The organism is Streptomyces sp. NBC_00503 (genome assembly GCF_036346895.1).
Classification (GTDB): Bacteria; Actinomycetota; Actinomycetes; order Streptomycetales; family Streptomycetaceae; genus Streptomyces.
Genome location: NZ_CP107855.1, coordinates 344,163 through 357,951, shown reverse-complemented (window position 1 = coordinate 357,951; position 13,789 = coordinate 344,163). Strand labels below are relative to the sequence as shown.

Here is a 13,789-nt window from a genome sequence, read left to right as displayed (position 1 = left end):
CGCCGGTTCACCGGGAACCGCGGAGCCCGAGCCCGAGGGGTGCGCAGGATGATCGAGGGAAAGCGTGGCTTCTGCACGCTCTGCAAGTCGCGCTGCGGTGCGGTGTACACGATCGAGGACGGCCGGCTCACGGGCGTACGGCCCGACGGCGACCATCCGACGGGCGCCGCGATGTGCCCCAAGGGCCGCTCCGCCCCGGAGATCGCGCACAGCACCCGCCGACTGACCTCCCCGCTGCGCCGCACCCGCCCCAAGACGGACCCGGACCCCGGCTGGGAGGAGATCGGCTGGGACGAGGCGATGGCCGAGATCGCCGCCCGGATGACCTCGATCGCGGCCGAGAGCGGCCCCGAGGCCGTCGCCTTCGCCCTGACCTCGCCGTCCGCCACCGCACTGGCCGACTCCCTGGAGTGGATCGAGCGCCTGATCCGCCACTTCGGCAGCCCGAACACCTGCTACAGCACCGAGATCTGCAACTGGCACAAGGACGGCGCCCACGTCTTCACCTTCGGCGCCCCGCTGCCCCCACCCGACTACGCCAACGCAGACCTGGCCGTCCTGTGGGGCTTCAACCCCGCCAAGACCTGGCTCGCGCAGTCGGCCGCCATCGCCGGGGCCCATGCGCGCGGCATGAAGCTGGCCGTCGTCGACCCCCGCCGCTCCACCAGCGCCCTCGACGCCGACCAATGGCTCCGCGTGCGCCCCGGAACCGATGCCGCCCTTGCCCTGGGCCTGGCCAACCTGCTCATCGAACAGGGCCGGTACGACGAGGAGTTCGTCCGGGCCTGGACCAACGGCCCACTGCTCGTCCGCGAGGACACCGGCCGCTTCCTGCGCGCCGCCGAACTGGACCCGGCCGTGGACGCCGAGGGCTTCGCCGTCTGGGACGAGAGCGCCGCCGCCCCCGCCCCCTACGACACCGCGCGGGCGGCCGAGCACCCCGAACGGTTCGCGTTGCGCGGAGAGTTCCAGGTGGACACCCCGGACGGGCGCGTCGCCTGCCGCCCCGCCTTCGCGCACTACGCCGACGCCTGTGCGGCCTGGCCCGCCGACCGCACGGCCCGCACCACCTGGATCCCCGAACGGGAGATCCGCGCCCTCGCCGACACGATCGCGGCAGCCTCCAGCGTGGCGTACTACGGCTGGACCGGAGTCGGCCAGCACGCGGGCGCCACCCAGATCGACCGGGCCATGTCCACCCTCTACGCGCTGACCGGCAGCTACGACACACCCGGCGGCAACGTCCCGCTCACCAGCCCGCCCTTCAACGGCGCCTCCCACCCCGGCCAGTTCGACCCCGGGCAGCGCGCCAAGGCCCTCGGACTCGACAAGCACCCGCTGGGCCCGCAGGCCATGGGCTGGATCAACACCGGCGACCTGCGGCGCGCGATCGAGCACGCGGACCCGTACCGGGTAAGGGCGTTGATCGGATTCGGCGCCAACCTCGTGGTCTCACAACCCGGTTCCGACCACACCGCACGCGCCCTGGCCGCCCTGGACTTCCAGGTCCACATCGACATGTTCCACAACCCGACCAGCAGCACCGCCGACATCGTGCTGCCCGTCAACAGCGCCTGGGAACACGAAGCCCTGCGCTTCGGCTTCGAGGTCGACCAGCGCGCCGCCGAACACGTGCAGCTGCGCCCCCGCATGGTCGAGCCCCGGCAGGGCACCCGCTCCGACATGGAGATCGTGTTCGACCTGGCCCAACGCCTGGGATTCGGCGAGCAGTTCTTCGACGGGGACATCGAAGCCGCCTGGAACCACCAGCTGGCACCCACGGGCCTGACCACCGACCGGCTCCGCGAGGAACAGGGCGGCATCCGGATCCCGCAGCCCGCCCGCCACCGCAAGTACGCGCAAGCCACCGGGAACGACGCGGCCGTACGGGGCTTCGCGACTCCCACCCGCCGCGTCGAGCTGTACTCGGAGCGGCTGGCCGAGCACGGCTACCCGGCGGTTCCCGAACACAGCGAACCGGCCGCCCCGGGACCGGACCACCCCCTGGTGCTCTCCTGCGCGAAGAACGGCTACTTCGTCCACAGCCAGCACCGCGGCATCACCTCGCTGCGCCGCCGCTCACCCGAACCCGGCGTGGACATCAGCCCCGAGACCGCCCGGGCCCGGGGCATCGCCGAGGGCCAGTGGGTCGACCTCTCGACCCCGCGCGGCAGCATCCGGATGCGGGCCCGCTTCGATGCCTCGCTCCATCCGGCCGTCGTGGTGGCCGAGTTCGGCTGGTGGCAGGACGCCCCCGACCTGGCCCTGCCCGGCGCCGACCCGGTCAGCGGGGCGGGCAGCAACTTCAACCTCCTCATCGACCACACCGTCACCGACCCCGTCAGCGGATCGGTACCGCTGCGCTCCTCGGTGTGCGAGATCACCCCGGCGCCGACGGACGGCGCCTGGGCCGGCACCCGCCCCTTCACCGTCACCGCCGCCGAGCCCCAGGGCGACGGCGTGCGCACCCTGCGCCTGGTGCCCGCCGACGGCGGATCCCTCCCCGACTTCCGGCCCGGCCAGCACCTGACGGTCCGCGCCGAGGACGAGACCGGCGCCGTCACGGACGCGCCGGACGGGCGCAGCTACTCCCTGACCGGACCGGCCGTCGACCCGGAGCGCCGGGCGTACCACCTCGCCGTCCGCCACGTCCCCGACGGAACCTTCTCCACGTACGTCCACCAGCGGCTGCAGGTCGGCGACCGGCTCCATCTGGCCACCCCCGGCGGCGGGTTCGCCCTCCCCACCCACACCGACGCCCCCGTCGTGCTGATGGCGGGCGGCATCGGGATCACCCCCTTCATGAGCTACCTGGAGACCCTCGCGGCCACCGGCGGAACCGTCCCGGAAGTGGTCCTGCACTACGGGAACGCGAACTCCGCCGACCACCCCTTCCGGGACCGGATCCGCGAGCTCGCCGCGCGGATCCCCGTCCTGCGCATCGTCACGCACTACGCGAACCCACTGCCGACGGACCTGGCCGGGCAGGACTACGACCGGGCCGGATTCATCACCGTCGACGACATCGACCCCGGGCTCGTGGAGCGCCGCGCCCGCTTCTACTTCTGTGGCCCGCCGCCCATGATCGACGCCCTCACCACCGCCCTGAAGGAACGCGGGGTACCCCGCTTCGAGATCTTCAGCGAGAAGTTCCAGGCGGCCACCTGCGAGGTCGCCGTCCCCGACGACGCCGAGTTCACCGTCCGCTTCGCCCGCTCCGGCAGGGAACTCACCTGGCGCAAGGGCGACGGCACCCTCCTGGCGGCCGCCGAGAAGGCCGAGGTGGAACTCCCCAGCGGCTGCCGGGTCGGCCAGTGCGAGAGCTGCGCCCTCCCGGTCCTGGACGGGGCCGTCACCCACCTGGTCACCCCGTCCGAGGACCTCCCCGAGGACAACTGCCTGACCTGCCAGTCCGTCCCGGCCGCCGACCTCGTCCTGGACGCCTGACCCTGCTGCCCTGCTGCCCTGCTACCCGGTTGTCCGGCTACCCGGCCGCCGGCGCGAACTCCAGCGCCCGGCGGACCCACTCCGGGCCGCGGACCCGGGTGCCGAACACCACCAGCTCGCAGCCGCCCGCCACGCGGCAGTCGACGGCCCGGCCGTCGATGCTGGTGAAGGCCGCCGACAGGAAGACCTGCTCGTCGAGCCGTCCGCCGTCATCGGTCGCCGGCGGCCTGCTGCGGGGGCGGCAGCCGAGGGTGTCGGTGGAGCCGGCGGCGCACTCCATGACCAGGGAGTGGTACTGCGGCTCGTAGCCCGCGCCCGTCGCGCGTACCGTCTGGCCGTCCACCAGCGCACTGTCCGGACTCACGCGCAGGGTGGGCGGGGCCTCCGGGCCGCCGTGCGGGCGGAAACGCAGCGGGACGCTGGTGAGCACGACCCCGTCGTTGTCGGTGAGGGCCAGCGAGCACGGCCGGCCCGCCGCGGCCGCCCGGCAGTCGAAGGACCCGGCCGGTGTCTCGAGCCGGGCGTACAGCTTCTTCGGCGAGAGCTCGTAGGTGCCGTCCGGGTACACCCGGAACTGGCGGCCGGTGGCATCGTCACAGGTGGCCGCCGTCGCTGCCGTGGTCGAGGGGGCGCACTGCTTGACCCAGACGTACGCCTTGGCCGGGCCGCCCGCGATCGAGAACTTGACGACGTCCCCGTCCAGCAGCCCGGTGGTCCGCCTGACGTCCAGCCGCGGACTCGACGCGGCTCCCGCGGCCACCTGCTGCACCTGCTGCACCTGCTGCGCCGGATTCGGCTGGATCCGGCCCACGGCCGGGACGCTCCAGCCGCCGCCCGTGCCGCCGCCCTGGACCGTACGGCAGAACGCGCCGCGGCCGGCGAACCCCACCTCCAGGGAGCCCGCCGCGTTCTCGACGGCGCCGAGGGTACGGTGCCGCGCGCCTGCGGTCTCCTCACGCGCGAGCACTTCACCCACCGGCACGTCACGCGAGGGCGCCCCACCCACCGGCACTTCACCCACCGGCACCGCGCTCACCCGCCGCCACGGCCCGTACGCGGTGTCCGGCGCGTCCTGCTCGCGCTGCCAGACGAAGGGCAGGCCCCCCGTGGCCGTGGCGTCGTAGAAGAGCTGCACCTGGCTGATGCGCCCGTCGGCGCGGTCCACGGATACCAGACTCTCCGGCACCGCCCGGCTCGCCAGCCCCTTCGCGCCGTCATCCGCACCGCATACGGCAGGTGCCGGCCCCGCCGCCCGCGCCGCCGCCACTGGTCCCACCGCGACCCCGGCGCAGGCCAGCGCCAGTGTGACCGCTGCCCGCGCGAGCCCTCCGGCCCGCCTGCCCAGCAGCCCCTCGTGCCCTGACCCCATCGGCTCCCCGCCCTTCCGATCGCCCGTCCGGCCGAGGGCATCCTCACGCCACGCGATGCCCCCGGCCAGGGCGCGTATTCGGCCAACGGGCTCGGACCGCCACCGGATCCGGATCACCGGATCACATGAGACTCGCCGCCCGCGCGACGAGGGCGATCTCCTCGTCCACCGCCCGGACTTCCCCGGGGCGGTCCAGGAGCACCAACTGCTTCCGGTACTCGATCAGCGACTCGACGAGCAGCCCGGCCCGTTCCGGTTCCATCGCGTACAACTGCTTTGCCGCCACGACGGATTCGACGTGCAGGGCCAGTACCCTCTCGGGCTGGTCCGAGAACTCCTGACGGCTGTAGGCCCAGAGCGCCACGACGAGTCGGGGCAGATAGGCGAGCGGACTGACGTGGACGAGCACCCGGTAGGCCGCGACTTCCTCCTTGGCCGGCAGCGTCCCCGATGCGAGAAGAGCCACTCGGGCTCGGAGTACGGCGTCGTGATTGATGTTCACCGAGGAATTCATAACGGTGATTCTCAAATCTCAACGGGGCCTTGAACAAGGGAAATCGGATGTGCCCTCCGTCCTACAAAAACAGCCTCTGACCTGTCATGATGGAAACGTATTAACCTTTGCGCCCGGCCATCGGCCCACACAATTCGCCGATTCGGTGGCCCCGGTCAGGCTCAGGTCAGGCCCCGTCAGGCCCCGCCCCCGAGGTGCTGCCACAGGAACGTGTGGGTCAGCGCTTCGACCCGGGCGGTCTGTTCGTTGTCGGTGGATCCGGCGTGCCCGCCCGCGGTGGTCTCGTGGAAGAGGACCCGGTGCCCGAGTTCCCGCAGCCGGGCAGCCGCCTTGCGGGCGTGCCCGGGGTGTACGCGGTCGTCGCTGGTCGCGGTGATGACGAGGATCGGCGGGTACGCCCGGTCCGCGCGGAAGCCGTGGTACGGGGAGAGGGCTTCGAGGTGCGGGAGGTCCGCCGGGTCCTCGGGGTCGCCGTACTCGGCGGTCCAGGAGGCGCCCGCGAGCAGCAGGTGGAACCGCAGGAGGTCCAGGAGCGGGAAGCCGATGACCACGGCCCCGAAAAGGTGGGGGTATCGGACGGTCACCGCGCCCATGAGGAGTCCGCCGTTGCTGCGCCCTTCGATGCCGAGCCGGCCGGGGGTGGTGATCTTGCGGTCCACCAGGTCCTGGGCGACGGCGGCGAAGTCCTCGAAGGCCCGTTCCCGCTCGGCCTTGAGCGCCGCGTGGTGCCAGCCCGGGCCGTACTCCCCGCCGCCCCGGATCCCGGCGACCACGTAGGTGCCGCCGCGGGCCAGCCAGGCCCGACCGCGGACCGCGTCGTACCCGGGGGTCAAGGTGATCTCGAAGCCCCCGTACCCGTAGAGCAGGGTCGGTCCCGGTTCGGTCCGGTCGGGTCCGACCACGAAGTAGGGGACGCGGGTGCCGTCCGCGGAGGTGGCGAAGTGCTGCCGTACGGACAGGCCTTCGGTGTCGAAGAGCGCGGACGCCCGCTTGACCGCCTCGGTCTCCCCGCCGATCTCGCCCCGGAACAGGGTGGGAGGCTGGAGGAATCCGGAGACGCCGAGGAAGTACTCGTCGCTCTCGTGGGGGTCGGTGCCGGTGAGGGTGGCGGTGGCCAGCGGCGGAACCTCCGCGAGCGGGCGGCGGGCCCAGGGCCCCTCGGCCTCGGGGGTGAGGACCTCGATGCGGGTCGCGACGTGGTGGAGGGTCTTGAGGATCAGGTGGTTGCGGGTCCAGGAGTGTCCCGCGAGCGCCGTCGCCGCGTCCGGAGTGAAGAGCACGGCGGCCGCTTCCCGACTGCCGCCGAGGAAGGCCTCGAAGTCGAACGCCAGCAGGGAGCCCGCCGGATGGCCCGACCAGGGGGTCTTCGGAACGACCATCAGCCACTGCCGGTGGACGTACTTCTCGGCGTCGTCCGGCACGTCCACCTTCGTCAGCCGGTTTCCGTCCGTGAGGAGGAACAGCTCGCAGCGCCAGAAGTCCCTCTGCACGGACACGAAATGACGGCCGTACCCTTCCGTCGGGTCGAACCAGCCCGCCACGGAGAGGTCTTCGGCCGCGGCCTCGAAGACCGGCTCCGATTCCGTGAGCGGGGTGCCGCGCCGCCATCGCCGTACGGTGCGCGGGTAGCCGGAGACGGTGAGGGAGCCGGGACCGAGGTCGGGGCCGACATAGACGTGATCGGCGTCGATCCAGCCGATCTCGGTCCTGGCCTCGTCCACCCGGAAGCCGTCCTCGACGAACCGCAGGGCCTCCAGATCGAACTCGCGCACCGTCACGGCATCCTTCCCGCCGAGGGAGAGGCGCACCAGTGCCAGGCGGTGCCCGGGGTTCAGTACCTCGGCCCCCGCCCAGACCCACTCCCGGCCCTCCAGCGCGGCCAGGGCGTCGAGGTCCAGCACGGTCTCCCAGGCGGGCTGCTCGAGCCGGTACTCCTCGAGGACCGTCCGGCGCCAGACGCCCCGGACGTGCGCGGCGTCCTGCCGGAAGTCGTAGAGGTACTTCCCGCGCCGGCGGACGTAGGGGATCCGTCCCTCGTCGTCCAGGACCTCCCGCAACTCGGCCGCCAGCGGCGGGAATCCAGGATCCTTCGTGAGCCGCTCGGCGGTCTCGGCATTTCGCTCCCGCACCCAGGCGAGGGCTTCCTCGCCGTGCAGGTCTTCCAGCCACAGGTTCGGGTCACCATCGATCATTCCTCCAGTGTGCAGAGCGGACGGACCCGGTGGGAGCGTTCGCCGTACTTGCCGGAGCTCAGCCGATGTCGACCACGCGCGCCCATGCGGGCGGCTCGTCCGGCACGTAGGAGGGATCGTCCTCGCTCCACGACCTGCGCGACCGGGGGAACAGCCCCACCACCGTCCGGCACGACGGCCGTGCGCTCGGCCACGGCGTCTGCCCGTCGGTCAGGATCACGATGACGTCGGGCCTGGCCTGGGCACGCAGCGCCTTCGCGAAACCCGTCCGCAGATCCGTACCGCCGCCACCGATCAGCGGAATCCCCTCGGCACGGCACAGCGAATGCGCGATCTCGGCCGACGCGTCGCACGGCAGTACGGTGATCAGGTCGCGGCGCCCGCCCACGGCCCGGGAGATCGCGGCGACCTCGTGGAGCGCGCTGCCCAGCTCGGCGTCGCTCACCGACGCGGAGGTGTCGATGATCACGGAGACCCGGGGCGGCCTGCGGCGCAGGCTCGGCAGGACCACGCCGGGCAGCCCGGCCGAGCGCCGCGAGGGCCGGCCGTAGCTGTAGTCCTCGCCCGCGCCGGAGCCGGAGGTGGCCGAACGCACCGCCGCGCCCAGCAACTCCCGCCACTGCTGCGGCGGATGGAAGGCCTCCTCGGCCCACCGCTTCCACCCCTGCGGGGTGCTCCCGGGGCGGCCCGTGATGCCCTGCGCCACCCGGAACCGTACGGCGTCCCGTTCCTGCTCGCTGAGACCGTTCGCGCCGTCCGGTCCCAGGTCCCACTCCCTCTCCAGGCCGTCGGCGCCGCTCCCGCAGTCGAGCCAGGCCATGTGCTGGGTGCGCGGCCCGAGTCCGAACAGCCCCAGGTAGTCCTCCATCAGACGGCCCCGGGGCAGCCCGATCGCACCCGGATCGATGGCTCCCGAGGGCCGGGCGAGCCCGTCGCCGTACACGTCGTCGTTGATTTCGAAGTCCGCCGCGATGTTCATCCGCAGCCGTTCCCCCGGGCCGGTCAGCCCCTTCTCCCGCGCGACCCGGTCACCGCGGCCGTGGTGGTCGCGCAGCAGGTGCGAGACCTCGTGCACCCAGACCCCGGCCAGTTCCTCCAGCGGAGTCCGGTCCACGAACCCCGGCGAGACGTAGCAGCGCCAGTGCCGGTCGACGGCCATCGTCGGCACCCGCCGGGACTCCACGGTGTTCAGGGCGAACAGGGCCGTCGCCAGGTAGGGCCGGACCCGGGCGGCCTGCAGCCGGGCGGCGAAGAGCTTGTCGAGGTCCAGCGAACCCGCCGAGCCGGGGGCCGGTGTCCCGGCCGAGCGGCGGTCCCGTACCCCGGCCGAGCCGCGGTCCCGTACCCCCGCCGAGCCGCGGTCCCGTACCCCCGCCGAGCCGGGGTCCACCGCCCCCGCCGTGTCGCGGGCCATCAGCCGGCCTGCGAGGAGGCCGCCATGACCCGGGCCGTCGCCCGGTCCGCCCGCCGGGACAGGGTGACCACCCCGGCGAGCCGTTCGATGGACTCCGGAACGTCCCAGTCCGCACGGCGCAGCGCGGCGAGCGCGGTCGCGGGGACGACCACCAGGTCGGGGGCCCCGGTCTCCAGTGCCCGGACCAACAGGGCCCACGCCGCGTCCCAGCGGGACTTCTCGGGGCGGTTGCGGACCGCCTGGACCACCCCGTCGAGCACGGCCTGGCGCAGGTCGCCGCGCTCGGGCAGGTCGGCGCCCGCCGGGTCGGCGAGCAGCGCCTCGGGATCGGGGAGGTCCATCCGGTCCAGGCTCGCCAGCAGCTCCAGCCCCGGGCCGTCCCCGACCGCGCCCCTGACCAGCAGGGACAGCACGTCCCGGGAGGAGCCGGCCGCCGTCGCGAAGGCGATCAGGCGCAGGGTCGTCTCCCAGCTGCGGGGCGACGGCCAGGGTCCGCCCCGGCGGGCCTCGCCACTGGGCAGCCGGTGTACGAGCCCGGGGCGGGCGGAGAGGAGACCGCACACCGCGCGCCGGGCGAAGTCCACGGCTCCCGGCAGCCTCCCGGGATCGAGGCGGGGCAGGGTCGCCCGGGGCCAGGTCCCGCCGAGGCCCCGTACGACGACCTCGTGGTCGTGGATCCACTGGAGGTGGACGAACCGGTTGGCCAGCGGCGGACTCAGCTCCCAGCCGTCGGCCGCCGAGGACCTCGGGTTGGCGGCGGCCACGATCCGTACCCCGGGCGGCAGTTGGAGGGAGCCGACGCGGCGTTCGAGGACGAGTCGGAGCAGGGCCGCCTGGACGGCGGGCGGTGCGGTGGACAGCTCGTCCAGGAACAGCAGCCCCCGGCCCGCCCGCACCAGGCGGACCGCCCAGTCCGGCGGGGCCATCGGGACCCCCTGCACCGCGGGATCGTCTCCGACCACGGGCAGGCCGGAGAAGTCGGACGGCTCGTGGACGCTGGCGATCACCGTGGTCAGCGGGAGGTCCAGGGACGCGGCGAGCTGGGTCAGCGCCGCGGTCTTGCCGATGCCCGGTTCGCCCCACAGGAGTACGGGCAGGTCGGCGGCGACGGCCAGGGTCAGGGCCTCCAACTGGTCGTCGGCACGGGGTTCGGTGGTCGAGTCGCGCAGCAGGGCCAGCAGCTCGCCGGCGACGTCGAGTTGGGAGGAGGGGGAGGTGGCGTCGGGAGCTTCGGCCGTGGCGGACGTACTGAATTCGGGCATGCTTGATCACCTTTGGTCTGAGGAGGGCACGGAAGCCGGGGAAACAGGGAAGGGCGGAGGGAGGGCGGTCAGCGGGCGGTCGTGTGCCGGGGGTGCGAGCGCAGGCCACGGGGACGTGGAGACCTCGGAGGCAGCCGGTCGGGCCCCCGTCCGGCGAGGCCCGCCCTGAACAGTCCGTACGCGATCCGCCGCTGCGCGGCCGCCGCCAACTCGTCCAGCAGGGCTCCGGTGCGCAGCACCGCCTCGGGGCCCAGCAGACCTTCTACGACGGCCAGCGCACCGGCGGTGTCGCCGTGGGCGAGGCGTTCGCGGACGCCGGTGAGGCAGTCCGGACGACGGTGGGCCGCGTCGATGGCCTGGAGGCAGGGCAGCGGAGTGCCGGTCAGCGCGACCAGCAGCTCCTCCCGCCGGATCTCGGCCGGATCGTGGTCCAGCGGCACCAGAACCCCGTCGGCCAGCCCGATCCGGTGCACGGCGCCCCGGCACTCCACGAGGTGCGGCACCCCTGCCCGGTCGCCGGCCGGCGCCGGGCCGGCCGGTGCATGGTCCGAGACCAGGGCCCGTGCGACCAGCGGATGCAGCCGCTCGGCGTGGATCAGCCCGTTGCGGAGCAGTTCCAGGTCGGGCGGCACCCAGGTCGCCGCGTCGGGCAGCACCGGCAGCGGAGCGGCCCGGGCATCGGGGGCGGCGGCCGTGATCCGCAGCTCCGGCGGCCCGGAGCCGTCCCCGGCCGGGACCAGGTGCAGGTCCAGCCGGTGCCGGGTCCCGACCCGTACGGTGACGATCCCGTCGGGCCGTCCGTCGGGCCGTCCGTCGGGCGGTCCCTCGGGTCGCCTCCGGGTGTGTCCCCCGGTGCGTCCCTCGGCGCGGAGCACGATCCCCGCCTCGGCCGCCCACCGGCCGACGGCACAGTGCAGCTCCGGCGGAACCAGCCCCTCGGGGTCGGGATCCGGGCGCGGATCGGGGTCCGGACCGGCCCCGGACCGGATCCGGAGCTCATCGGTCCTGCGCGCGTCCCACAGGTGGCGGTGCAGGTCCAGGCGGAACCGCCGGTCGGGACGGGCGTGCGGATGGTGGCCGGCGCCCGTCTCGTGGAGGGAGCGGGATCCGTCCCACAGCGCCAGGCTGATCCGCTGACCGGCGTCCGCCCAGGCCGGGGGAGTCCGGGCGACGAGGTGCACCGGCGGTTCGCCTTCGCGTCGCGTGCCCTCGTACCGGGCCAGGGTGATGGTCAGACCCGGGCGCAGCAATCCGTCGGGAGCGATCCTCGGCATGTGCCAGCGCAGCAGGTCGGGAGCCAGGTGGCGGAGATCGGCGCGGAGCCGGGCCGCCAGTTCCCGGCCGTGTGCGCGTGCGACGAAACGCAGATTGAAATCGATGTCGACGGCTGCGGCGGCGCACGCCCCCGCCCAGTCGCCGGCAAGGCGGCGGGCGGTTGCAGCCCCGATCATGGCCGGCGGCACGGCGAACTCGCGCACGCGCAGCCAGAAGGAAAGGCGGGAATCCTCGTACACGGTCTGAGTGAGCATCAGCACTCACCTTGCGTGGACGGGACCCCCGATCTCATTGCGGAGTAGGTGTTCATCGCGGTGATCGTAACGCCCGGCCTTCGGCCCTGCCAGGGCCTTTCGCCGTGCGACCGGCGTGGTCCGCCGAGTGCTTCAGGAGCGGTCTGCGGTCTGCGGTCAGCGGTCAGCGGACGGTGACGGTCACGGAGGGCGAGGTCGAGTCGCCGGCCATCACGCGCAGCTCTTCCTTGCCCTTGTTCTTGAAGGTGTTGTCGAAGGAGAAGCTGGAGCCCTGCTTGATCAGGGTGTTGGCGTGCAGGGTGGTCCACTTGGAGCCGTTCTTGTGCTGCAGGACCACCTTCGTGCCGATCGGCAGGCCCTTGGTCCGGCCGGTGAAGGTGACCTTCTCGCCGGCCTTCACCTCCGTCGGCGTGGCCTTGAGGCTGATCTCCCCGGCGGCCGACTTCGAGGCCGACGGACTCGGTGTCGCAGCGGCGGTGGAGCCGGCCGCGGTCGCGAGGCCGCCACCGATCAGCAGGGCTGCGGACAGGGTGCCGGCGGCGAGGAAACGGGCGATGCGGCGTTGTGTGGCCATCAGGTCGGACTCCCGTCAGGAACGGATTCCCCCACACGGCTCGAACCGTTCCGATGCTAACGGCGCCCTTCCCGGACGGGCGGCTCGATCAAGAGAAACTCCTGGTCGGCCAAGGGGAACCCCGGTCGGTCGGGGTGTCGGGGTGCCGGAGTCCACCGTTCCCGGCTCGGCTACTCTCGGCGCCACCCATGATCGATTTCCGATCCGGGGCACGCCGCAGCCGCATCACCACGTCATCACTACGGGAGGCACCACCCCATGAATACACCGCCGTCGGCATCCGGACCGGAGCGAACTGACGGGTCGTCCGTCCGGATCGGCGCTCTCGTACCGCTGACCCGGCCCGGCTGGGTCGGGGCGGGCCAACACCTGCTCGCCGGACTCGAGTTGGCCGTGAGTGAAGTCAACGAGGCGGGCGGGATCGGCGGAAGACCGCTCGAGCTGCTGGTCCGGGACACCGCGGCCGATCCGCAGAAGGCCGCGGCGGCCGTGGACGAATTGGCCGCGCTGGGCGTGGCCGCCCTGGCGGGGGAGTACCACAGCGTCGTCGCCCGCGCCGCCGCCGCCCGGGCCGACGCCCTCGGCCTGCCGTTCCTCTGCTCGTCGGCGGTTCTCGACGCCCTCACCGAAGAGCCGACGCAATGGGTCGCGCGCCTCGCCCCGGCGCAGTCCCACGGCTGGCGGATCTACGCGGACTTCCTCCTCGGCGCGGGCCACAGCCGCATCGCCGTAGTCGCCGATGCGAGCGTCTACTGGGCATCCGGGGCCCGGATCCTGCGGGAACACCTCGCTCCGCGCGGGGGCACCGTCATCGAGCTGGCCACGAGCGAGCTGTCGCCCGCGCAGGTGTGCGACGCGCTCGTCGACAACGGCGCGACGGCCCTCCTCCTCCTGACCGGCTTCCCGGAGCCGGCCGTGCCGATCGTCAGGTCCGTCCGCCGCGACCCGCGCCTCGCCGAGATCATGATGGGCGCTCCGGCCGGGCAGCCGGAGTTCGCCGAATGGGCGGAACTGCTGGGCGAGGACGGCGCCGCGATCCCGTTCCTGCGCTATCTGCCCGAGCACCTCGGCCCCCTCGGCGCACGAGTCGAGGCGGCCCTGCGCGAGCGGCTGACCGAAGCGCCCTCCTTCGTCGCCTTCGAGGGCTACGACACGATCACCGTCCTCGCCGACCTGCTGCGTTCGCACGGCACGGACCGGGCGGGCGCGGCCGGATCCTGGCCGAGCGTCGAGGTCGAAGGCACTCGCGGGCAGATCCGGTTCTCCCGCACGCCGGGCATCAGCGTGTGGCAGTGGGCGTGGACGCCGGTCCAGGTCGTCGACAGGGACCCGTCGCACCCCGAGCAGTTCCGGATCCTCCACACGGGCTGAGCCCCGCCGCCCGGCCACCCGACTCCCTGCCCCTGCCCCTGCCCCTGCCCCCGCCTCACCCCGGACACCCGGAAGCGGAACGGCCGGGGACGGTATGTAATCGCTGCTCCACCTGGG

The 13,789-nt window shown here is 73.3% G+C and carries 9 protein-coding genes; 2 read left to right on the top strand and 7 right to left on the bottom strand.

Going from position 1 to position 13,789, the window contains the following annotated elements; translation table 11 throughout:
* Positions 1-48 precede the first annotated feature (48 nt).
* Positions 49-3,447: a molybdopterin-dependent oxidoreductase gene (locus tag OG490_RS01765; RefSeq protein ID WP_330294485.1), complete on the top strand. Its 3,399-nt coding sequence runs from the start codon at positions 49-51 to the stop codon at positions 3,445-3,447.
* Positions 3,448-3,484: 37 nt separating this feature from the next.
* On the opposite strand, the gene OG490_RS01760 is transcribed toward OG490_RS01765, so the two are convergent.
* The 7 genes from OG490_RS01760 to OG490_RS01730 all read right to left on the bottom strand — a co-directional run bounded on the left by OG490_RS01760 (position 3,485) and on the right by OG490_RS01730 (position 12,301).
* The gene (locus OG490_RS01760) at positions 3,485-4,612 is read right to left on the bottom strand and encodes a neocarzinostatin apoprotein domain-containing protein (protein ID WP_330294484.1); all 1,128 of its coding nucleotides are present in this window, start codon (positions 4,610-4,612) and stop codon (positions 3,485-3,487) included.
* Between the two features lie 325 nt (positions 4,613-4,937).
* A complete protein-coding gene (locus tag OG490_RS01755; protein ID WP_330294483.1) occupies positions 4,938-5,282 on the bottom strand; it encodes a hypothetical protein in 345 nt (114 codons plus the stop codon).
* Positions 5,283-5,506: 224 nt separating this feature from the next.
* A complete protein-coding gene (locus OG490_RS01750; RefSeq protein WP_330294482.1) occupies positions 5,507-7,522 on the bottom strand; it encodes a prolyl oligopeptidase family serine peptidase in 2,016 nt (671 codons plus the stop codon).
* 58 nt (positions 7,523-7,580) lie between these two features.
* Complete coding sequence (locus tag OG490_RS01745) at positions 7,581-8,936, bottom strand: vWA domain-containing protein (RefSeq protein ID WP_330294481.1); 1,356 nt, start codon at positions 8,934-8,936, stop codon at positions 7,581-7,583.
* The gene (locus OG490_RS01740; RefSeq protein WP_330294480.1) at positions 8,936-10,198 is read right to left on the bottom strand and encodes an AAA family ATPase; all 1,263 of its coding nucleotides are present in this window, start codon (positions 10,196-10,198) and stop codon (positions 8,936-8,938) included. Before OG490_RS01740 ends, OG490_RS01745 begins: the two co-directional genes overlap by 1 nt.
* A gap of 68 nt (positions 10,199-10,266) precedes the next feature.
* The gene (locus OG490_RS01735; RefSeq protein WP_330294479.1) at positions 10,267-11,727 is read right to left on the bottom strand and encodes a hypothetical protein; all 1,461 of its coding nucleotides are present in this window, start codon (positions 11,725-11,727) and stop codon (positions 10,267-10,269) included.
* Positions 11,728-11,890: 163 nt separating this feature from the next.
* The gene (locus tag OG490_RS01730) at positions 11,891-12,301 is read right to left on the bottom strand and encodes a hypothetical protein (protein WP_330294478.1); all 411 of its coding nucleotides are present in this window, start codon (positions 12,299-12,301) and stop codon (positions 11,891-11,893) included.
* Between the two features lie 258 nt (positions 12,302-12,559).
* Between OG490_RS01730 and OG490_RS01725 the strand changes: the two genes are divergently transcribed.
* Positions 12,560-13,672, top strand: coding sequence for an ABC transporter substrate-binding protein (locus tag OG490_RS01725; RefSeq protein WP_330294477.1), 1,113 nt, complete (start codon positions 12,560-12,562; stop codon positions 13,670-13,672).
* Positions 13,673-13,789: the final 117 nt, after the last annotated feature.

Excerpts from the sequence above, each read along its gene's own strand:
- OG490_RS01765 (WP_330294485.1), top strand. The coding sequence starts at position 49 with ATGATCGAGGGAAAGCGTGGCTTCTGCACGCTCTGCAAGTCGCGCTGC.
- OG490_RS01750 (WP_330294482.1), bottom strand. The coding sequence starts at position 7,522 with ATGATCGATGGTGACCCGAACCTGTGGCTGGAAGACCTGCACGGCGAG.
- OG490_RS01745 (WP_330294481.1), bottom strand. The coding sequence starts at position 8,936 with ATGGCCCGCGACACGGCGGGGGCGGTGGACCCCGGCTCGGCGGGGGTA.
- OG490_RS01740 (WP_330294480.1), bottom strand. The coding sequence starts at position 10,198 with ATGCCCGAATTCAGTACGTCCGCCACGGCCGAAGCTCCCGACGCCACC.
- OG490_RS01735 (WP_330294479.1), bottom strand. The coding sequence starts at position 11,727 with ATGCTCACTCAGACCGTGTACGAGGATTCCCGCCTTTCCTTCTGGCTG.
- OG490_RS01730 (WP_330294478.1), bottom strand. The coding sequence starts at position 12,301 with ATGGCCACACAACGCCGCATCGCCCGTTTCCTCGCCGCCGGCACCCTG.
- OG490_RS01725 (WP_330294477.1), top strand. The coding sequence starts at position 12,560 with ATGAATACACCGCCGTCGGCATCCGGACCGGAGCGAACTGACGGGTCG.